The organism is Staphylococcus succinus, from assembly GCF_029024945.1.
GTDB classification, from domain to species: domain Bacteria; phylum Bacillota; class Bacilli; order Staphylococcales; family Staphylococcaceae; genus Staphylococcus; species Staphylococcus succinus.
The window spans coordinates 1,035,503-1,055,172 of the sequence record NZ_CP118976.1 but is presented as its reverse complement, the minus strand read 5'-3'; the positions used below and the strand labels follow the sequence as shown (position 1 = coordinate 1,055,172).

26 protein-coding genes and 8 tRNA genes are annotated in these 19,670 nt (G+C 32.3%); 9 read left to right on the top strand and 25 right to left on the bottom strand.

What is annotated here, in order from left to right; all coding sequences use genetic code 11:
* Positions 1 to 114: 114 nt before the first annotated feature.
* The 11 genes from PYW31_RS05130 to PYW31_RS05080 form a co-directional block, all read right to left on the bottom strand.
* Complete coding sequence (locus PYW31_RS05130; RefSeq protein ID WP_046836815.1) at positions 115 to 900, bottom strand: ATP-binding protein; 786 nt, start codon at positions 898 to 900, stop codon at positions 115 to 117.
* Between the two features lie 11 nt (positions 901 to 911).
* Positions 912 to 1,694: a phage replisome organizer N-terminal domain-containing protein gene (locus PYW31_RS05125; RefSeq protein ID WP_046836816.1), complete on the bottom strand. Its 783-nt coding sequence runs from the start codon at positions 1,692 to 1,694 to the stop codon at positions 912 to 914.
* Between the two features lies 1 nt (position 1,695).
* Complete coding sequence (locus PYW31_RS05120; RefSeq protein ID WP_053042472.1) at positions 1,696 to 1,935, bottom strand: helix-turn-helix domain-containing protein; 240 nt, start codon at positions 1,933 to 1,935, stop codon at positions 1,696 to 1,698.
* Positions 1,932 to 2,600 carry a putative HNHc nuclease gene (locus tag PYW31_RS05115; protein ID WP_046836817.1) on the bottom strand — a complete coding sequence of 223 codons (669 nt, stop codon included), beginning with the start codon at positions 2,598 to 2,600 and terminating at the stop codon, positions 1,932 to 1,934. The genes PYW31_RS05120 and PYW31_RS05115 overlap by 4 nt, the downstream gene beginning before the upstream one ends.
* 12 nt (positions 2,601 to 2,612) lie before the next feature.
* The gene (locus PYW31_RS05110) at positions 2,613 to 3,026 is read right to left on the bottom strand and encodes a single-stranded DNA-binding protein (RefSeq protein WP_046836818.1); all 414 of its coding nucleotides are present in this window, start codon (positions 3,024 to 3,026) and stop codon (positions 2,613 to 2,615) included.
* A 2-nt stretch (positions 3,027 to 3,028) separates the two neighbouring features.
* Complete coding sequence (locus PYW31_RS05105; protein ID WP_046836819.1) at positions 3,029 to 3,643, bottom strand: Sak single strand annealing protein; 615 nt, start codon at positions 3,641 to 3,643, stop codon at positions 3,029 to 3,031.
* The gene (locus tag PYW31_RS05100) at positions 3,636 to 3,857 is read right to left on the bottom strand and encodes a DUF2483 family protein (protein WP_046836846.1); all 222 of its coding nucleotides are present in this window, start codon (positions 3,855 to 3,857) and stop codon (positions 3,636 to 3,638) included. Before PYW31_RS05100 ends, PYW31_RS05105 begins: the two co-directional genes overlap by 8 nt.
* Positions 3,858 to 3,920: 63 nt before the next feature.
* Positions 3,921 to 4,094: a hypothetical protein gene (locus tag PYW31_RS05095; protein WP_156168127.1), complete on the bottom strand. Its 174-nt coding sequence runs from the start codon at positions 4,092 to 4,094 to the stop codon at positions 3,921 to 3,923.
* A 13-nt stretch (positions 4,095 to 4,107) separates the two neighbouring features.
* Complete coding sequence (locus PYW31_RS05090; protein ID WP_046836820.1) at positions 4,108 to 4,323, bottom strand: DUF771 domain-containing protein; 216 nt, start codon at positions 4,321 to 4,323, stop codon at positions 4,108 to 4,110.
* A gap of 49 nt (positions 4,324 to 4,372) precedes the next feature.
* Positions 4,373 to 5,254, bottom strand: a complete 882-nt coding sequence (locus PYW31_RS05085; RefSeq protein WP_046836821.1) for an HNH endonuclease — start codon at positions 5,252 to 5,254, stop codon at positions 4,373 to 4,375.
* 41 nt (positions 5,255 to 5,295) lie between these two features.
* Positions 5,296 to 5,511, bottom strand: a complete 216-nt coding sequence (locus PYW31_RS05080) for a helix-turn-helix domain-containing protein (RefSeq protein WP_240621337.1) — start codon at positions 5,509 to 5,511, stop codon at positions 5,296 to 5,298.
* Positions 5,512 to 5,725: 214 nt separating this feature from the next.
* Between PYW31_RS05080 and PYW31_RS05075 the strand changes: the two genes are divergently transcribed.
* From PYW31_RS05075 to PYW31_RS05060, 4 genes are all read left to right on the top strand, one after another.
* A complete protein-coding gene (locus PYW31_RS05075) occupies positions 5,726 to 6,055 on the top strand; it encodes a helix-turn-helix domain-containing protein (protein WP_046836823.1) in 330 nt (109 codons plus the stop codon).
* 12 nt (positions 6,056 to 6,067) lie between these two features.
* On the top strand, positions 6,068 to 6,532 hold the full coding sequence (locus PYW31_RS05070; RefSeq protein WP_046836824.1) for an ImmA/IrrE family metallo-endopeptidase: 465 nt from the start codon (positions 6,068 to 6,070) through the stop codon (positions 6,530 to 6,532).
* Between the two features lie 88 nt (positions 6,533 to 6,620).
* On the top strand, positions 6,621 to 7,127 hold the full coding sequence (locus PYW31_RS05065; RefSeq protein ID WP_046836825.1) for a hypothetical protein: 507 nt from the start codon (positions 6,621 to 6,623) through the stop codon (positions 7,125 to 7,127).
* Positions 7,128 to 7,187: 60 nt separating this feature from the next.
* Positions 7,188 to 8,252 (top strand): tyrosine-type recombinase/integrase, encoded by a 1,065-nt coding sequence (locus PYW31_RS05060; protein WP_046836826.1) that lies wholly within the window; start codon positions 7,188 to 7,190, stop codon positions 8,250 to 8,252.
* Positions 8,253 to 8,394: 142 nt separating this feature from the next.
* On the opposite strand, the gene PYW31_RS05055 is transcribed toward PYW31_RS05060, so the two are convergent.
* The 12 genes from PYW31_RS05055 to hemE all read right to left on the bottom strand — a co-directional run bounded on the left by PYW31_RS05055 (position 8,395) and on the right by hemE (position 13,649).
* Positions 8,395 to 8,483, bottom strand: a tRNA-Ser gene (locus tag PYW31_RS05055).
* A 39-nt stretch (positions 8,484 to 8,522) separates the two neighbouring features.
* A tRNA-Glu gene (locus PYW31_RS05050) sits at positions 8,523 to 8,594 on the bottom strand.
* 3 nt (positions 8,595 to 8,597) lie between these two features.
* A tRNA-Asn gene (locus PYW31_RS05045) sits at positions 8,598 to 8,672 on the bottom strand.
* Positions 8,673 to 8,682: 10 nt separating this feature from the next.
* Positions 8,683 to 8,756 (bottom strand) — tRNA-Gly (locus PYW31_RS05040).
* Positions 8,757 to 8,770: 14 nt separating this feature from the next.
* A tRNA-His gene (locus PYW31_RS05035) sits at positions 8,771 to 8,846 on the bottom strand.
* Between the two features lie 35 nt (positions 8,847 to 8,881).
* Positions 8,882 to 8,954, bottom strand: a tRNA-Phe gene (locus tag PYW31_RS05030).
* A 4-nt stretch (positions 8,955 to 8,958) separates the two neighbouring features.
* Positions 8,959 to 9,034 (bottom strand) — tRNA-Asp (locus tag PYW31_RS05025).
* Positions 9,035 to 9,049: 15 nt separating this feature from the next.
* Positions 9,050 to 9,123: transfer RNA gene (locus tag PYW31_RS05020), tRNA-Met, on the bottom strand.
* Between the two features lie 374 nt (positions 9,124 to 9,497).
* Positions 9,498 to 10,055: an RBBP9/YdeN family alpha/beta hydrolase gene (locus tag PYW31_RS05015; RefSeq protein WP_046838001.1), complete on the bottom strand. Its 558-nt coding sequence runs from the start codon at positions 10,053 to 10,055 to the stop codon at positions 9,498 to 9,500.
* A gap of 130 nt (positions 10,056 to 10,185) precedes the next feature.
* Positions 10,186 to 11,583, bottom strand: coding sequence for a protoporphyrinogen oxidase (gene hemY / locus PYW31_RS05010; RefSeq protein WP_046838000.1), 1,398 nt, complete (start codon positions 11,581 to 11,583; stop codon positions 10,186 to 10,188).
* A gap of 17 nt (positions 11,584 to 11,600) precedes the next feature.
* Positions 11,601 to 12,524: a ferrochelatase gene (hemH, locus tag PYW31_RS05005; protein WP_046837999.1), complete on the bottom strand. Its 924-nt coding sequence runs from the start codon at positions 12,522 to 12,524 to the stop codon at positions 11,601 to 11,603.
* 90 nt (positions 12,525 to 12,614) lie between these two features.
* On the bottom strand, positions 12,615 to 13,649 hold the full coding sequence (gene hemE / locus PYW31_RS05000) for a uroporphyrinogen decarboxylase (RefSeq protein WP_046837998.1): 1,035 nt from the start codon (positions 13,647 to 13,649) through the stop codon (positions 12,615 to 12,617).
* A gap of 260 nt (positions 13,650 to 13,909) precedes the next feature.
* On the opposite strand from hemE, the gene PYW31_RS04995 reads away from it, so the two are divergent.
* Positions 13,910 to 14,413, top strand: coding sequence for a hypothetical protein (locus PYW31_RS04995; protein WP_046837997.1), 504 nt, complete (start codon positions 13,910 to 13,912; stop codon positions 14,411 to 14,413).
* A gap of 96 nt (positions 14,414 to 14,509) precedes the next feature.
* Here the strand turns inward: PYW31_RS04995 and ecsB are convergent, their stop codons facing one another.
* The gene (gene ecsB / locus PYW31_RS04990) at positions 14,510 to 15,733 is read right to left on the bottom strand and encodes an ABC transporter permease EcsB (RefSeq protein WP_046837996.1); all 1,224 of its coding nucleotides are present in this window, start codon (positions 15,731 to 15,733) and stop codon (positions 14,510 to 14,512) included.
* Positions 15,730 to 16,467, bottom strand: a complete 738-nt coding sequence (ecsA, locus tag PYW31_RS04985) for an ABC transporter ATP-binding protein EcsA (RefSeq protein WP_046837995.1) — start codon at positions 16,465 to 16,467, stop codon at positions 15,730 to 15,732. Before ecsA ends, ecsB begins: the two co-directional genes overlap by 4 nt.
* A gap of 128 nt (positions 16,468 to 16,595) precedes the next feature.
* On the opposite strand from ecsA, the gene PYW31_RS04980 reads away from it, so the two are divergent.
* From PYW31_RS04980 to prsA, 4 genes are all read left to right on the top strand, one after another.
* Positions 16,596 to 17,021, top strand: a complete 426-nt coding sequence (locus PYW31_RS04980; protein ID WP_046837994.1) for an HIT family protein — start codon at positions 16,596 to 16,598, stop codon at positions 17,019 to 17,021.
* Positions 17,022 to 17,100: 79 nt separating this feature from the next.
* Entirely contained in the window at positions 17,101 to 17,478 is a 378-nt protein-coding gene (locus PYW31_RS04975; protein ID WP_046837993.1) for a YtxH domain-containing protein, read from the top strand.
* A 339-nt stretch (positions 17,479 to 17,817) separates the two neighbouring features.
* Complete coding sequence (locus PYW31_RS04970) at positions 17,818 to 18,378, top strand: DUF3267 domain-containing protein (RefSeq protein ID WP_046837992.1); 561 nt, start codon at positions 17,818 to 17,820, stop codon at positions 18,376 to 18,378.
* A 157-nt stretch (positions 18,379 to 18,535) separates the two neighbouring features.
* Positions 18,536 to 19,528: a peptidylprolyl isomerase PrsA gene (gene prsA / locus PYW31_RS04965; protein ID WP_046837991.1), complete on the top strand. Its 993-nt coding sequence runs from the start codon at positions 18,536 to 18,538 to the stop codon at positions 19,526 to 19,528.
* Positions 19,529 to 19,670: the final 142 nt, after the last annotated feature.

The window sequence follows — 19,670 nt, the reverse complement described above, 5'->3', positions numbered from 1 at the left end:
ACAAAATATCATTTAGCTTTTCAACGTCTCCGTTTGCATACTCTATAAACTTCTTAGCGTATGAATTACTTATATTTGGAGTGCCTAGCATATCTTTTACATATTCAATAGTTATCAAAAGTTTATACCTCTCATTCGGAAATCATCACCGTTCATTTTCAGTAGAGTAGTGTTGGACATCATGCGACTAAATATTCTTTGTGCGTCTTTGTTTTTACTTAACTCTTGCGCATTCAAATTAGTGGTATAAATATTGTGTTTTCCAACTCTTGATTCGATAAGTTCAAACATTTTACCTGTAGCAAATTCATTCATGTTTATTCCAAAATCATCGAATACCATTAGATCAACTTCATTTATTATTCTGTTTAACTCTTGTTCAGTAAGATTTGTATCTTTGTTGTAAGTACCTTTAATAGTTGATATCAATTGGGGTACATTCATATACAATGCTGAATGCTCTTGCTCTCTCACTTTTTTTACAATAGACATTGATAAGTGTGATTTACCTGTACCAAATGAACCTTGTAACAATAGTGATTGCTTATTATCTAAGTTAAAATTATTAGCGTATCTTTCGCATAACGCTTTAGCCTTAGCTAATTCATCGTTAGTAGCGTTGTAATTCTCAAATGTGCAATTTGCCAGATCATCATTAATGATTGATTTCTTGAATATGCTATTAGCTTTACTAGACTTGATGCGTTTTTCATTCGCTTCTTTCTTCTGCTTAGCTAGTTCTATCATTTCGCAATCACAACCATCTTTAACTACGTAACCTGTATCAAATTCAAAGTAATCATAGGTGCGACCACACTTATCACATTTCAATCCGTATTCTTGTTTAACTAGTTTGTTTTTAAATCCTGCTTTTTTAGCTAAGTTTTCAAAGGGATTCATGTATTCACTCCCTAAAATAGATTTGCATAAGGATTATCAGTACTTTCCTTATTGCTTACTTGTTGATTTAAATAACCTTCAAACTTATTACCAAATAGTGTTTCTGGTCTTAGGAACTTCTCCATATCTGTTCCTTTCCATTCAGCTACTTTGTTATCTATAACTATTTTGAAATCATCTTCACTAAATCCTTGTTTGAATCTAGTTTTAATTAGTGATTTTGTTTTGTCTGTTTGATATCTATATTTTTTACTAGCTTGTTTATTAAGATATTCAACTATTGATTCATACGGATACACAGTCGAGTCACTCGACAATGTATTACTCTTTTCTAGTTCTAATTCTTTTTCTAGTTCTAGTTCTTCTTCTGTCGCGTTACTTTGCGTTACTGTAACGTTACATTCTTCTAATTGCTTTTGTTCTCTATGTTTACGCACTCTCTCTCGAGTTTGCTGTCTGATTTTATCTAACCCTTCTACGTTTTGATGTTTTTCCCAATTAGCTATTTTTAATATTCCGTTATATCCTTCAACCATTCCTAATTTTTCAAATGTTTGTAATGCTAGCCTTATTGAGTTAAGTGGTCTGTTAAATTCATTTGCTAACATTTCTTCGTTGTAGGGTAAGTTTTCCGATAACATAATGTAGCCTTGTTCGTTATACTTACCAGCAAGCGTTAATAACTTGACCCAAACTGTGATAATAGTATCTCTTTCGGGTAATGCTTCAATGTACTTAATTTTGCTGTCATCGAACATTCCTACTTTGAGTTTGATCCATTGGACTTCGCCCATGTCACTCACCTTCTCCATATAACAACCAATCAACAGTTGTATTAAAATCTTTAGCCATTAATTTCAAACGCTCCATACCAGGTATGTTTTCGCCATTTTCCCATTTGCTAACAACACTTTTTCCAGCCGAATATGATAATCCGAATTGATCTTGTGTTTTATCTGATTGCGCTCTTAGTGATGCGATTCTGTATCCTATAAATTTTCTATCTATAGGCTTTATTGGTTTAGCTAACATCATACTTTTTCACCTCGTAACATCTTGTTTAATTTTTCATCTACATCTACCCAACTATCTTTCAAGTGGTATTTATTATTAAAAGTGTCCATGCCTATTTGATGTTGTTCTGTATGGTGCTTTCTACATAGTGCTAACACTTGATTATCAGTGTGATTTATCTTGTTTCTATTACGACCTTTACCTACTGCATATCTATGTGCTAAATCGCTATTTGGAGCGCCACAGATAACACATAAACGGCTAATCGTAGATTTGTATATAAAATACTTATCGTTGCTTAAAAGGTCGCTAGTAGCCTTATTCATAGGCACGTTATGAGTGAATATAAAATCTAATATTAGTTCGATTAATTCACTAGCTTGTCGCCTTCCACAGTCGCTTAACGATATCTGTTCGTAACTGTTCAAGAACTCTAATTGCTTTTGAAACATATAACGTAAGTAGTCCATTGGTTGTCCATAGTGATTGTATATATCACGTATCATTGCGAATATTTTTCTTCGCTGCTTTCCAGTTATTTTGTATGGATCAGCAATAACCACATCGCACTCAACTTCTAAACCGTTATCGAGTAGTAAAAAGTCTTTATTGTCTAATTGAACATCCTCAATGACGGCAGTTATTTTACCGTCATCTTGTTGGAGGTAAGTTTTAATTAAAGCCATTTAAATCAGCTCCTAGAAAGGTAAATCATCATCTTTAATATCGATTGGTCCATTAGCATTATTAAATGGATTTGAACTTTGTTTTGATTGACCTTGTGGCTTATCTTGGTTATTTGATTGCCCTTTTGTATCTAAAAACTCTATTCGATTAGCAATTACTCTTACTACTGAACGATTTTTACCTTCTTTATCAGTGAAGCGATCTTGTTTTAAATTGCCTTCTACAGCAATTTTGCTACCTTTGTTGCAATAGTTATTTAATAGTTCTGCTGTTTTACCGAAAGCCACGATATCAAAGAAAGAAACATCATCTTTTTTAAATGGATTGTCTACTGCTAAAGAAAAGTTTAATACTTGTGTTTGACCTGCTTGTTTGATTTCTAAGTCTTTCGTAATACGTCCTGTCAATATAGTTAAATTCATTATTTTTACTCCTTATCTAATTGTTTTAATCCAGTATCTAGTTTTACGTTAGCTGTAGCTAAGTCTTTTCCGCTTAACTTATTAATATTTTCAATACCTAACCAACGCATCGTTTTTTCTAATGTGGCATCTCTACCTTTTTCTTGTGATATGCGCACAAATTCGATAATTCTTTTTTCTAATTCTTGCGCATCTTCATTGCTAGCATTCGGTAGTTCTTCTCCGTTGTATATATAAAGCCCTAATCCATGTAATGCTGCTGCTTTCACAAAACATCTTTTTTGCGCTTTATTAATATCAAATGTAGTTGCTTGCCCTTTTGCTAGTGCCTTATTTTTGAAGTCTAATACAGGTAGCCACTCTGTCTCAGTTACACCTTTAACTGTTATAGATACTTGGACAAAATAGCCTTCTGGTGTTGCTAAATAAGGTACAAATATTTGTTCGTTTGAAATATCTGGGTGAGGAAATTCATGTATCTTAATCTGATAATTAGGGTCTATTTTCTTCAACTGTTCATGTGCATGAGTCCACGCTAAATAATTAAAATTGTTCTTTTTCTCTACATGATTAGTTACGTTTAAAGTGTTTAACTGTTCAAATAATGTTTTTTCACTCATAATCTATCTCCTCGTATTTATCTTCTTCTATATGTGTATGTTTAATTGCCATGTGGTGTGACATATTGATAGATGCTTCATCTAGACCATTAAACTCTCTTGCTCTACTAAATTGAGTTGAGTAACTTATTTCAGGATTACTTTCACTAGGCTTATTAGTGACGTATATTGGCATCTCTCTATGTCTGATTAAATATGTCACTGTTTCTTTCACCATTGACGAAACACCTCTATTCCGTGTATATTTAAGTTGTTAAATTTATTAATCGTTGGACTGTTAGCAATTGCCGTTGCTTTCAGTCTTTTTTTGTTCAAAAAACTTATCCCAGAACATATATGATGCAAATGTTGCTAAAATGATTGCTATTATTGAAATATGAAAATCATTTATTAACGTTCCTAGAATTACTGTTGTAAATGGCATACACGCAAAAGTCATGAACATTCTCATCGAAACACCTCCTTTAACTAAAAATTTCTGTAAACTTCTCTTCTAAAAAGCATTGCATTTTACTACCTATGAATCTGTATTCATCATTTCGGTTTCTTGGATAATGAGAAAATGACTCTATTTCCTTTTTGTATTTTGGAACTTTTAAAATGTTTCTTTTCAACCAATCTCTTTTATATCCTGTTTCAATTTCTAAATCAGACATGTCCCACCATGTTTTTGTTGTCATAACTCACACTCCATTCTTGTTTATATAATCAATAAATAAATTTTGAATTTTATCCAAACAATTCATCTAATGTTAAATTGAAAAACTCACACAATTTTTTAGCTTCATGAATTTTAAACCTTTCTAAATCGTTTTCTTTCGATGAATAAGTTGATTTAGTAATACCCAGTAATTCAGCTACTTTTTCTTGACGAATTCTTTGCGATTTTCTAATATTCCACAATTTATTTTTACTCGATTGGGTGTAATTTTTACTAGATGTTCGAATTGTAATTTCTTTTTTTCTAAAGTCTTCCGATTTTGATAATGCAGTTTTAATTAGTTGTTCTATTCGTTGCCTTGTAACACCCATCAATTGGCCTATTTCTTTGTAAGTCATAGCTTTTCGTCGATATTCTACTGCCGTTTTTTCATTTTCAGTTAAAATACTTATCTCTATGTTTTCTAAAGAATTGACCAATTCTTTATCTCTTGTTAATTTTCTCCCAATTTTTTTAATGTTATTTTTGCAATTAGAGCAAACTTTGTCTTTGTTCATTGTTTTATTTTCACAAGAAACACATTTGTTTGACGTTTCAAGTGTGGGAGCTAATCCAGTATTATAAGCGTGTACCACATTTTCTTTGGCAGTGACCCACTCTAAATTTTCAATACTATTGTTACTAGGGTCACCATCGATATGATTGATTTGTGGTTTGTTTTCAGGATTCGGTATAAAAGCCTGAGCAACAAGTCTGTGTACATAAAAATTCTTTTGTTTACCATCCTTCATTGCTGACACTGCACGATATTTTTTATTTTTAGAAGTTTTGTAAATTGCGCACTTCTTTTTTCCGTGTTTAGTGTTTCTATAAATATCTCCATTTCTATGCACTTCGAACAATCCATTCTCTACTAACTTACAATCATTTCTTTTTTTTAACTCAATCATTCTTTTCCTCCTAACCTTAATCGTTGCATTTCGGGAACGTTTTAATCAAAAAAATATCCTACTTCTTCCTTGCTATATCCCAAAATTTTAGCGATAGCGATTAATTCATCAGCACCGATTGATACCGAACCATTTTCTCTTTTAGAATATTGTGATCTTGATTTCCAACCTAACGCTTTAACCATATCTTCTTGGCTTAGTTTGTTGTCATTTCGTGTTTGTCTCAATCTCTCTAAATTTAATTTCAAATTTCTCACCTCGCTTCGTTTCCTATCGGGAACAATTACTATTATTGCATCATCGTTCCCACAAGTCAACACAATCACCCATATTTATTTAAAAAAAAGTAAAATTACCTAGTTATTTCCTATTAAATGCGAATATTTATCGTTTTCTATTGTGCTTATCGGGAACGTATGATATATTTAAATTGTTCCAAAAAGGAAACAATAAAAGAAGGTGGTAATAACAATGAGAAACAACGACGAAATCATTTCTTTAATAACGAAATTAATGGACAAACAAAATCTATCAACAAGCGAATTAGCTCGTAGAACTAATATGGCTAAATCTACTGTTTCAAGATATTTAAATAAATCAAGAGAATTTCCATTGAATAGAGCAGATGATTTCGCAAAAGTTCTTAAAGTTACACCTGGATATTTATTAGGATTAGAAGAAAAAAAGGAAGAAAACTCTTTCGAAACAATTGCAGCTCACTTAGACGGAGAATTGACTGAAGAACAGTGGAAGAAAGTATTTGAATATGCACGTTTCATTCAAGAAAACGACGATAAGTAAGGGGCTGTCTATGTGGGGAATTACGAACAATTACTAATAGCAAATGATAATATAAAAATTAAAGAAACCAATGTATTACCTGAAGAACTTGGCGGAATTAATATAAATAAAATAATACTACTTAACTCAAAAAATAAACATGTGAATAAAATTGAAATATTAGCTGAAGAATTAGCACATTATAAAATTACCTATGGAGATATACGTGATCAAACTAATATGCTTAATCGTAAGTTTGAATTAAAAGCACGTCGATTAGGTTGCGAATTGGCAGTAAGTTTAGATGATATTATCGAAGCCTTTCATCATGGAGTTCATAATTTATATGGTATAGCTGAATTTTTAGAAGTTAGCGAAAAATATGTTTTAAAAGTAATTGAACATTATAAAATGAAATATGGATTATCTACATATCACAATGGATATGTTATAAAATTTGAACCCTTACAAGTGTTTGAACACCGTAACTTAGACTAATCCAACCTACTACCGTGTCTATGCACACGTGTAGGCAAATATAGGTTGTTTGATATATATTAAAATTATTATAAGGGAGTGTTGTAGAATGAAAAAGGTATTACTTATGGTATTAGCTAGTTTTTTAGCATTATCAGCATGTGGGAATTCAGAAGAAAGTAAATCAGAAGATAAGAAAGAAACGAAGTCATCGACAAAAGATGATGAGAAGAAAGATGAAAACAAGAAGTCTAATGATGATAAAAAAGAAAAATCAGATAAACAAGAAACTTCTAACGCCGATAATACTCAACAAGATGATACGGAACAACAAACACAAAGTGTTGAGCAACCACAATCAACGCAAGAACCTGTTCAATCACAAGAAGAAGTTCAACCTGTAGAGCAACAACAACCTGTGCAGCAAGAACCTACTGACCAAGAAAAAATGGAAGCCAATGCAAAAGTAGCTAAAGAAAATGGCTATACTGGTATACCAAATGGTGATGCTGGTTTATTAGAACCATCATCTGACGGTTACTATTCAAACGACCAATTAGACCCTGATACTGGACTACCTATGGACGATGCAGTACCACATAAAACAAACGAATAATTAATTTTTGGGCAGTCCCTACTGCCCTATATATTTTTATCTTTTTTAGGAGGAAACAATATGACAGTGAAGAAATATGACAATGGTAAATGGGGTTATTACTTTGGTCACGAAGGTAAACGTTACCGTAAACAAGGTTATAAGACTAAACGTGAAGCTACTGAAGGAGAAACACAAGCGAAGAATCAGCTTATGCAAGGCATGATTATTAATAATAAAAGTTCATTCATTGAATACTATAACCAATGGATTGAGGTGAATAAAAAAGATGTTATCACTGATCGTGCCTATCAAACATTTGTAAATGCTATTAATCAATTTAAATCATTTTTAGAAATTGAAATGATTACAGATATTCGTATGGATAATTTCAACACTACTTTATATCGTAAGTTCATTAAATGGTATGGAGAAACACACGCAACGGAATCAGTAAGGAAAGTCCACAACTGTATTAAAGCATCAATCGAAGATGCAATACAAGAAGGTCTAATGTTAAAAGACCCTACCTATAAAGCTGTTGTAAAAGGTAGTAAACCGACACAACGAGAAGAAGATAAGTTTATGAGTATAAAAGCTTTCAATGGTTTAAAAGACTATGTAAAAGGAACGCACAAGCAATCTTACTTATTCATCTACTTGCTAATTATTACAGGCGGAAGATTTGGAGAAGTACAAAGATTGAATAAGACCGATTTTAATTTTGTAACTAATACTATCCACCTACCTGGTACAAAAACTGAAACATCAGATAGAACAATAGACATACCTAAAATGGATATGAAATATATTGAAACTGCCCTATCCATTATGCCAACGAATATGAGTGGTCAATTATTTAACACTGGTACTTCTTTAATTACAAACAACGCAGTAACTAAGGTTTTACAGAAATATTGTCTAGAAAATAAATTAGGAAAATACACATTGCATTCTATCAGACACACTCATTGTTCTTACCTACTTCACAATGGTGTCTCCATATATTACATTTCAAAACGGTTAGGACATCGTAATATTAAAACAACTATGGACGTATATTCTCACTTGCTAGATGAAACTGCAGAAATTGAAAAAGACAAGGCTATGACTGCGTTAGAAGCGATGCCAACATCGTTGGCGTAACAGCATAAATCGGATGCCAATATTGGCGTTTGGTTGGCTTAAAACTTATTTTACATGACTTAACTAATCTTATCTAAACATAATAAAAACCCGTCAAATCAACGTTTTACTTACGTCAACTTAACGGGAATTAACCAATTAGCGGAGAGTGAGGGATTCGAACCCTCGAGACGCTTGTGGCGCCTACACACTTTCCAGGCGTGCTCCTTCGGCCAGCTCGGACAACTCTCCATATAAAAAAACAGAAGCGATATTTCACTTCTGTTTGTATGACCCCGACGGGACTCGAACCCGTGTTACCGCCGTGAAAGGGCGGTGTCTTAACCGCTTGACCACGGGGCCATATGGCTCCACAGGTAGGACTCGAACCTACGACCGATCGGTTAACAGCCGATAGCTCTACCACTGAGCTACTGTGGAATAATTAAAATGGAGCGGGTGATGGGAATCGAACCCACAACATCAGCTTGGAAGGCTGAGGTTTTGCCATTAAACTACACCCGCTTATTAAATTTATATGGGGCGGCTGATGGGAATCGAACCCACGCGTGTCGGAACCACAATCCGATGCGTTAACCACTTCGCCACAACCGCCAAAGAATACAAAACTTAATATTTAAAACTATAAATGGTTCAGGACAGAGTCGAACTGCCGACACATGGAGCTTCAATCCATTGCTCTACCAACTGAGCTACTGAACCATAATGGCGGTCTCGACGGGAATCGAACCCGCGATCTCCTGCGTGACAGGCAGGCGTGTTAACCGCTACACTACGAGACCAATAAAACTATGTAATTGCGGGAGGCGGATTTGAACCACCGACCTTCGGGTTATGAGCCCGACGAGCTACCGAACTGCTCCATCCCGCGTTAATATTATTAATAACGGCTACCCAATTAATATACCATGTTTGTTAACTGAAAGTCAACAACTTTTTTAAAATTAATTTACATTAAGTTAATAATTATTTAAATTTCACATGCGATAATTGTTGTTTGGTCGTTACTGATTACTTAAGACTTTTATAGTATATAAATTTTCTAGCGTATAGTCAATCCTTTATATAAAGTTATTTGTGTAAAAACGGATTATATATATAATATTTTAACTTTAGTTTCTTATTTATACAAAATTCTATCGTTTTTCTGTGCTAATCATCTCAAATTCTATGTTTTTCCTTATAACTTTCTTCAATATAGCTAAAAAACAATGCATCAATTTACATTGTTTTTTATAATAATAGTTAGCTACTCATTAATTTTTGCATTTTTCCTTGTAGTATTGTAAACGTCCGAAAGCCATCCTCTTCCATAAAATGACCGCCATTATCTGTAACTTTACATTTTCCGCCTAGAGTGTCCATTAATCTTTTAGTTTCTTTATATGCTACGTATTGATCATCTTTTGCACATAACCCATAAAAATTAGTAACCTTCCTTTTCACAACTGTATAATCAAGGACATGATCCTCTAAATTAACATTTTCATCAATATCTTGTGCATCATGCATAAAGCCCGAAATGCTAAACAAACCTTCTATTTGCTTTATGTGAGCTTCTTCTAAAAATTTGAGTGAAGCAAGTGTACCTAAGCCATGTGTTACAAAATATGTTTCATATTTATCTACATTTAATTGTTCTCTCATTTTATTAATCCACTGCTCAAGATTTCCACTGTCTTCTACTGGTAAATTAAATAATGTGACGTTATAGCCTTCTAATACTAAATTATTAGCTAACCATTCGTACCAATGATTTGTCGAATCACCATATTTTGAATGTACAATTATGATATCTGTCATTAGCATTCTCCCCCTACCTAATAGCTTATATTATTATAACTAAATTACTAATATATTGTAATTATTATAAGTATCTCACAATTCATAATGAATTTTAAACTTTCTAAAGTTATATAAAAAAGTCATATTTTTAATTTAATTCCATTAATAATTCATCAACAGCTTGCTTCCCTTGTTGAATACAATCAGGTAAGCCTACAGCTTCAAAAGAAGCACCCGTAATACGTAATCTTGGATAACTATTGCGTATATGGCTTTGAATCTCATTAATTTGATTTATATGGCCAACGTGATACTGCGGCATACTGTTAGGGAGTCTATTCACAATACTAAAATCAGGATTCCCTTTAAATGTCATCATTTGGCTTAAATCTCTTTTAACTATAGATACAATTTCTTCATCTGTATGATCATCAACCACAGTATCCCCTGGTTTCCCGACATACGCACGTATGAGCACTTTACCTTCAGGTGTAGTAAATGGCCATTTTTTGCTAGTCCATGTACATGCAGTAATGTCTGTGTTACTTGTACGTGCTATTACAAAACCAGTTCCATCGTATGTGTTTTCAATATTAGCTTCATCAAACGCTAAGACGACTGTTGCAACCGTAGTTGACGCCATAGTATTAAAGTAATCTAACGCTGGATCTTTTTTAAACCACTTCATAAATGTTTGATGTGGTGTAGCAATTAGTAAACTGTCATATACAATATTTTCATGTTCTGTGACAATCTCATATTTTTTCTGATATAAGTTAATATCAGAAACTGGGGTATTGAATATAATTTTAACGCCTTGATTTAAGACATATTCCATTAAACTTTCAATAAATGAACTTAAGCCATTTCTGAATTGCTTGAATTGCCCTTTAGGCGCTCCTGGGTAGAGCTGTCTTTGCTTTTGTCGTTGCGCTTTTTCATATTTCATACCTTTAATTAAACTTCCAAATTGTTCTTCTCTTTTTTTGAATTCTGGAAAAGTACTCATTAAACTTAAATCATCTATATTTGTACCATAGATGCCACCCATTAAAGGTTCAATGAGATTTTCTAAAATTTCATCTCCAAGTCTTTGGCGGAAAAAAGAACCTACAGAAATATCATTTTCTATAGTCATAGCATTTTTGAATAAATCCAAACCTGCCCTAAGTTTGCCTAAAGGCGAAATTAATCTTGTTTGTAAAAAAGGTTTAATATCTGTAGGTATACCTAATATAGATCCACCTGGTATAGGAAACAATTTATTTTTAGCATAAATATACGACTGACCTGTTTGATTTGTAATAAGGTCATTCCCCAAACCAATGTCTTTTGCAATATCTGTCATAATTTGTTTACGACCTAAATAAGATTCTGGACCTAATTCAATTGTATATCCTTCAGTTCTATATGTTTGAATTTTGCCACCTGCTCGTCCAGATGCTTCGTAAATGGTTACATCGATATCAGGTCGTTGCTTTTTAATGAAATATGCACTAGATAAACCTGTAATACCAGCACCAATAATTGCAATACTTTTAGTCAAGATGCTTCACGCTTCCTTTAATATACATTTTTAATTTCATCTACTATCGCACCGATGAAAAGTGGGTTTGTATCAGGCATAGTTGGACGGAAATAATTTACACCTAATTCATCACAAACAACTTTACATTCATAATCATTATCGTATAGCACCTCTAAATGCTCACATACAAAGCCTACTGGTGTATAAATATAATTTTTATAGCCATACTCATGATATAGATTTCTAGTTAAATCTTGAACATCTGGTCCTAACCAGGGTGTACCTGTATTACCCTCTGATTGCCAACCTTCTGCAACATGTATGATATTTGAATGTGCTCTTAATAGTTCAGCAGTATGATGCAATTCCTTAGGATAAGGGTCATTATTTTTCTCAATCAAACCTTTTGGTAAGCTGTGCGCTGAAACAACCAACACGGTTTCATCATGTTCAGTTTTAGGAATACCAGCTAATGCTTCATTTATTCTTTCAGTCCAATACTGTATAAATTTCGGTTGTTGATAATAATGCTCTACATGATAAAATTGGATTCCATATTTATCCGCTTCTTTAACAGCACGTGTATTATAAGAACCAACTGAAAAGCTTGAATAATGTGGTGCTAATACAACTGTTACAGCTTCTTCTATACCATCTTCATACATAGCTTTTACTGCGTCTTCGATGAATGGATGTATATGTTTGAGACCTATATAAAGCTTAAACTCTACATTGGTATATACATCATTAAGTGCATCACGTAACGCTTCTGCTTGACGATTTGTTGTCCCTGCTAATGGAGATAAACCTCCAATAAATTGGTATCTATCTTTTAAATCTTGTAATTCAGCATCTGTTGGCTTCTTACCGCGTCTAATATCAGTGTAGTAAGCTTCAATATCTGCTTCTTTATATGGTGTCCCGTACGCCATAACTAATAAGCCTATTTTTTTTGTCATTTTTAAACTCATCATCCTTCTGTATTAATAGTTTATAGATGTATATGACACAATTAAATGTAGATCTTGATTGCTTAAATTCATGTCGTACTATCTTTGTGTATATTGATGGACAAACTTAGTAATTTGTTTCAATGTTTCTGGTTTAACTTCAGGGAAAACACCATGTCCTAGGTTGAAAATGTGTTTCCCATGCGCTAAACCTTGGTCTAAAATCGGTTTTAACCTTTCTTCTATAACATCCCAAGGCGCCAATAAAATAGATGGATCCAAATTACCTTGAAGCGTCTTAGTAATGTTCATGCTTCCCGCTTCTTGAATAGAGAGTCTCCAGTCCAAACCTAATACATCAATTGGCAATGTATTCCATTCTTCAGCTAGATGACTGGCACCAACACCAAATAGAATAACAGGCACATTGTGCTTAGCCTTTATCCCACTAATTAATTTCTGCATCGCAGGTTTAATATAATAACGATAATCTTGGACATTTAATGCACCTACCCAAGAATCAAAGACTTGGATGATCTGTGCTCCAGCCTCTATTTGTGCAGAAGTATAAGTGATAGACATTTCTACTAAATGATCCATTAATGCGAACCATGCCGCCTCATCACGATACATCATTGCCTTTGTATAATTATAATTTTTAGAAGGGCCGCCTTCAATCATATAGCTCGCCAATGTAAATGGTGCACCAGTGAAACCGATTAAAGGTACATTTAACTTTTCTTCTGTTAATAATTTAATTGTGTCTAATACATAAGGTACATCGCGCTTTGGATCAATGTTCCCTAATTTTTCAACATCTTGTATGTTTTTAATAGGATTATGGATAACTGGCCCTATTCCAGATTTAATTTCAACATCTACGCCAATCGGTTGTAGTGGGGTCATTATATCTTTATATAATACTGCAGCATCAGTATTGTAATTATCTACTGGTAAATGTGTTACATAAGCACACAACTCAGGTTGATGTGTAATTTCAAACAAAGTGTATTTCTCTTTTAACTTTCTATATTCAGGCTGTGATCTCCCAGCTTGACGCATAAACCATACAGGTGTGTGGGGTACCGACTCACCATTAATCATATTTAGAATTGTGTTATTTTTACTATGCACCTTAATGCCCTCCTACATTGTAATTATTCTTATTTATAATACCATATTGTGTTATCATGCGTATTTCAATGTGCTTAAATGTCATAAAAATGACAAACAGTATGTTTTATATATACTTAATTATTTGACTATTGTTTTCTATTAAAAATCAATTATAATATTATCAAAGCTTATTTTATATTTATTTGGAAAAATAGATGTATATATAGTAAGGTATAGAAGATATATACTTTCTTAAACAAAGCAAGGGGGAAAATCTTATGAAAATTTATGCATCTTATGGTACTTTTGGGTATTTAAACCAAATTAGACTTAATAATCTTAACCATAACTTATTACAATTTTCAGCTTCTGATTCTTCAGTTATTCTTGAAGAAACGGAAGAACAATCAGTATTGAAACAACCGTTAGTGTATGACATATTAATGTCGGATGGGACACTAGATGAAAACTATTTCTATTCTGTTATTTTCGTTCCAACATCAGAAGATCATGCGTATCAACTAGAAAAGAAATTAGAAAACGTAACTACTGATTTCAAAAATTTCGCTGGTTATAGATGTTATCGATTCTTAAAACCAGAACAAGGTTTAACGTATAAGATTTACTTTGGTTTTGAAAGTAGAACTGCTTACGAAGACTTTAAGTCATCTTCCGTTTTCAGTGAAAACTTTGACAAACTTGCTTTAAGCCAATTCTTTGGTTCAAGCGGACAGCATTCGAGTTATTTCGAAAGATATCTATTCCCAATTGATGATAATTAATTCGAATTACTACACTATTCAATATATAAAACATTAAAATGGTCACTATTCAGTATACTAGATTGATTATCTATTATTCTGAGTAGTGACCATTTTTTAATCTCTTAATAAAGTTTCTTGGTATTTGAGTTTTTTAATAACATTTCTTATTGTTAACCATCCTACTAATAGAAATAGTACTGAAAAATAACAATATTGAGGAAACACTATTGTATAAGCAATGATAAACAATATACCTATACTTAGCATCAATCGATTCAAAAATTGTTCATAGCCTTTAATCACTTTTGAATCTGTCACAGGCCATACCTGTGGCCATAAACCGTATGCTTGCTGTGTATAAAATTGTGCCATTTGTAATAGTATTATATACATAAACAAACTACCAATGATAAGCGTAATGATTGGATGTTGTAACCATAACATTAATACTAAAGCTATTATGACCAATCTTAAAATAATATTAAATGCATCTTTTCCTCTTGCAAAGCTGCGAATAAATAAATAAAGGTACATATAATCCTTATTAAAACGCTTATGTTTAGGCGTAGCTAAAAAAGAATCTAAATAGCTTCTACGCACTGCTGTTTCTTTCAGATGTTTGACATCAGTAAACATATTAACAAATTTGTAGTAATTCATATGATGTTGCTGTTCAGATTTTATCATTCTTTCCCACGGGAAGAGTTGTGTTTTATTTTGATTACGTAATAAAAGGAACAGTCCAACTAAAATTAAAATGGATGTCACACTCGAAATTTGTTTCGGCGCTAAAGCAACATAGTAACCAGAAGTAAATATAATGAAGAGCAAGACATAAATAGACCACCCTTCAAGCCGATATTTATACCATTGCCATTTAAGTAATAATCCCAAGTATGGAAATAATAGAGACAAAATAGCAAATAGAATATAAAAGTCATAAGTTTTATTATTAATCACATAAAATAATGGAAATAATACAATAACTACTAATATTTGAAATCCTATGCGTGAAAAGTAACTATAAAGCAAACTATGTTTCATGTAATCTGTCATATGTTTTTCAAATGGTAGTAAGAATAGTCTATCTGCATCTTTAAGTAAAGTCCGGATTGGAAACATAGAAGTAATGGCTAATACAATGCTTGCTATAAGGGAATAATTGACTCCTTTGGGAATAGCTTTTAACCAATCACCATATCCAAGAATAAATGCACCTAACATAATCACAAGAAACACAGAAAAGTGACCATTAAAAATAAATTTATTATAATAGCTCTTTTCTTTATTAATTTCTTGTTTTCTTTTACTAAATAATTGTTTGGCATTTTCATTCATGTGTTTTGGCCACCTTGTGTGACATGTATATAGATTTCATCTAATGTTTGCCCTGATAATCCGGTTTGCTCCCTTAATTCTTCTAAATTGCCGAATGCAACGATTTCTCCTTTATCCATTATTAAAAATCTGTCACAGTATCTTTCCGCAGTTGCTAATATATGTGTACTCATCAATACAGTTCGACCCTCTTCTTTTTTATCTACCATTAAATCCAACATTGATTGGATACCTAACGGGTCTAACCCTAAAAATGGCTCGTCAATAATGTACAATTCAGGGTCTACAATAAAAGCACATATAATCATGACTTTCTGCTTCATACCTTTTGAAAAATGACTCGGGAAAATATTGAGTTCATTTTCAAGTCGGAAAGTTTTGAGTAGCGGGCGCGCTCTATCCATCGCAACTTCCCTACTAATATCATAAGCCATCGCTGTCATATAGATATGTTCTTGGAGCGTCAATTCTTCATATATAACCGGTGATTCCGGAATATACGATAACCTCTTTCTATAACTTTCAACGTCTTGCTTAATATTTACATCTGAAATTATTAATTCACCTTCCATAGGTGTCAACAGACCAAGCATATGCTTGATTGTGGTACTTTTACCTGCACCATTCAAACCTATGAGTCCCACAATTTCACCTTTTGTTAATTCGAAGTTTATATTTTTTATTACAGGTCGTTTACCATATCCGCCTGTTAAATGTTCTACTTTTACTGTCATATGGCACCTCCACAAATGTTATTGTATCAAAAAATACAGTTTAGTCATAAATTTACTGCGAAAAATGACGGAAATAATACAGTAATGCTATAATAGTCAGTAACTATCTTACAAGGAGTGAAGATTTTATGTCTGAAACAGTCTTTAGCAAAATTATTGATGGTGAAATACCTAGTTATAAAGTATACGAAGATGATTACGTGTATGCATTTTTAGATATTTCTCAAGTTACAAAAGGTCACACATTATTAGTACCTAAAAAAGCTTCAGCTGATATTTTCGAAACTGATGCTGAAACTATGCAACATATTGGTGTTGCATTACCAAAAGTAGCAAATGCCATTAAAAAAGCATTTAACCCTGATGGATTGAATATTATACAGAATAATGGCGAATTTGCCGACCAATCTGTCTTTCACCTTCATTTCCACCTATTACCTAGATATGAAAATGATATCGATGGTTTTGGTTATAAATGGGAAACACATGCTGAAACATTTGATGACACGCATAAAGCGAAAATCGCACAAGAAATAGCTGCTCAATTCGATTAAATATGCTTACCTCCTTTCATATGGGGTATATAAAAAATATTAACGACTATGAGATTATTTAGAAATGAGGAGAATTTTTATGAAAACAGCTCAAATTTTATTAGGAATTAGTGCTGGTGTTGCAACTGGTCTCGGCGTTGCTTTAATGAACCGTGATAAAAAAGCTTCTAACCAGTTTGACACGCAAACTAGAAGACCCACTGGCGCAAATTCTGAAGTTGAAAGAGAAATTAACAAAATTAAACAAAGCGTGAACGATATTGTTAATTACATTTCTCAAATCAAGTCAGAAAGTACCGAATTCGGAAGCTCTATTGGTGATGAAGTGAAAACGATGATTGGTGATTTCAAATCAGACATTGATCCTAATATTAAACACCTACAATCTCATATTGAAAACCTCCAAAATCGTGGAGAAGAGATTAGCAAAACATTCGAAAATGATAAAGATAAATAACACCAATAAATTATATGCGTACCACCGAGCATATTGCACTGTATACCTTAGATGAATCATTCAGGTATACAGTTTTTTTGTTATAAGTTATCATTCCCCTCTCCCCTGTGGTGAATTGTTCATTAGTCAATCACCTTTATGCCTATAATAATTATTACTTTGTCCGCTCGATAATTATTGTGAAATTTGATGTATATTTATTATAAAATTAATTAGAATAAAATCCATTACGCGCAATGCTTTAAGCATCAAATTTACCTTGACGTTTTTGTCTTTAAGATAGATAATACGGGAGTATATATCATCGTAATTTATAAAGTGAAGGAGTATGATGCTGTAATGTATTTATGTTCACGCCAAATTGATATAAATGCACGCTTCGGCTTACCAAGAATTGCATTTTTAAGTTTTGTCACAACGATTATTTCATTTTTAATAGCATATGAAATTTTATACTTCTTTTCAAATACTAAAATAACAGATCGCTATTTTTTAATATTTTTAGTGCTTGTATTATTCCTATACCCTATTCATAAAGCAATTCATTTAATATTTTTGTTCCCATATTACAAGTCTTTTAAAAAATATAAATTAGTAAGACATAGACTAGTTCCTTTTTACAATACATATGTGAATACGCCTGTGAATAAATATTATTTTTGTTTTGATTTAATTACACCTGTTATTGTTATTACAAGTATATGCGCATATGTGAGTACACTTTTCCCTCAATACGGCCATTATCTCATGTTTCTTATCGCATTAAATATGGGTTATTCGGTCATGGATTTTCTATACTTAAAAATTATCTTATTCTCAAATGAAGGTACTTTTATTGAAGAACATCAAACAGGTATCAATATTTTAAATCGAGTTGAAACTAAATATAACCATCATTAACTATGCGTTCACTTACTCAGTGACGCATTTTTTGTAAAAATATACAATCTACTTTAAACGACTACTACTATAGTCCTAGAAATAAGGTTTCTTATTGGTGAATACATCATAATATGTTATATTTACGTTGTTATTCTTACAAAAGGAGTTTCCAACTATGAAATCATTTAAAAAAATTATACTTCCCGTTACAGCTAGTGCTTTATTATTAGGCGCCTGTGGTAACAGTGCTACAGATTCAAAAGAAGATACTATTATTTCATCAAAAGCAGGCGACGTTAAAGTTGAAGATGTCATGAATAAATTAGGTGATGAACAAATCGCCAACAGTTCATTCTCAATTTTATTAAATAAATTGTTAGCTGATAAGTATAAAGATCAAGTGAATACAAAAGACATTGATAAAGAAGTTGAAAAAGAACAAAAACAATATGGTGGTAAAGACCAATTTGAAAGTATGTTAAAACAACAAAAAATGTCTTTAGATGACTACAAAGAACAGAAAAAACTACAAGCTTATCAAAAAGAATTATTAAATGATAAAGTGGATATGTCGGATAAAGAAATTAAACAAGACACTAAAAAAGGTTCACATATCTTAATTAAAGTAAAAGAAAACGACGATGACAAAGAAGGTTTATCTGCTAAGAAAGCTAAGGCTAAAGCAGAAAAAATTCAAAAAGAAGTTGAAAAAAATCCAGATAAATTTGGTGAAATTGCTAAGAAAGACTCAATGGATAAATCTTCAGCTAAAAAAGATGGTAGTTTAGGCTATGTTATTAAAGGACAAATGGATGATAAATTTGAAAAAGCCCTCTTCAAACTTAAAGAAGGCGATGTTTCTAAAGTAGTTAAAACAGATTATGGTTACCACATCATCAAAGCAGATAAGCAAAATGATTTTGATAAAGAAAAAGGTAAACTCAAATCTCAATTAATTCAAACTAAAGTTCAAAAAAATCCTAAATTACTTACAGATGCTTATAAAGAATTATTAGATGAATATAAAGTAGATTATAAAGATAGAGATATTAAAAAAGCGATTGAAGATTCAATCTTAGACCCAGAAAAAATCAAGCAACAACAACAGCAACAACAGCAACAAGCTATGCAACAACAAGGTAGTTCAGGCATTTCTACTGGACAATAACGAAATTCAAAAGAGACACGAGCTAGCTCGTGTCTCTTTTTTATACCAATTTATCTCAAAATTCATCCTAATTTGTAGATATTAAATCACAATTCAATTTTTCTATTGGGCCACTCACACCTTATTTTAAACAACCGTATCC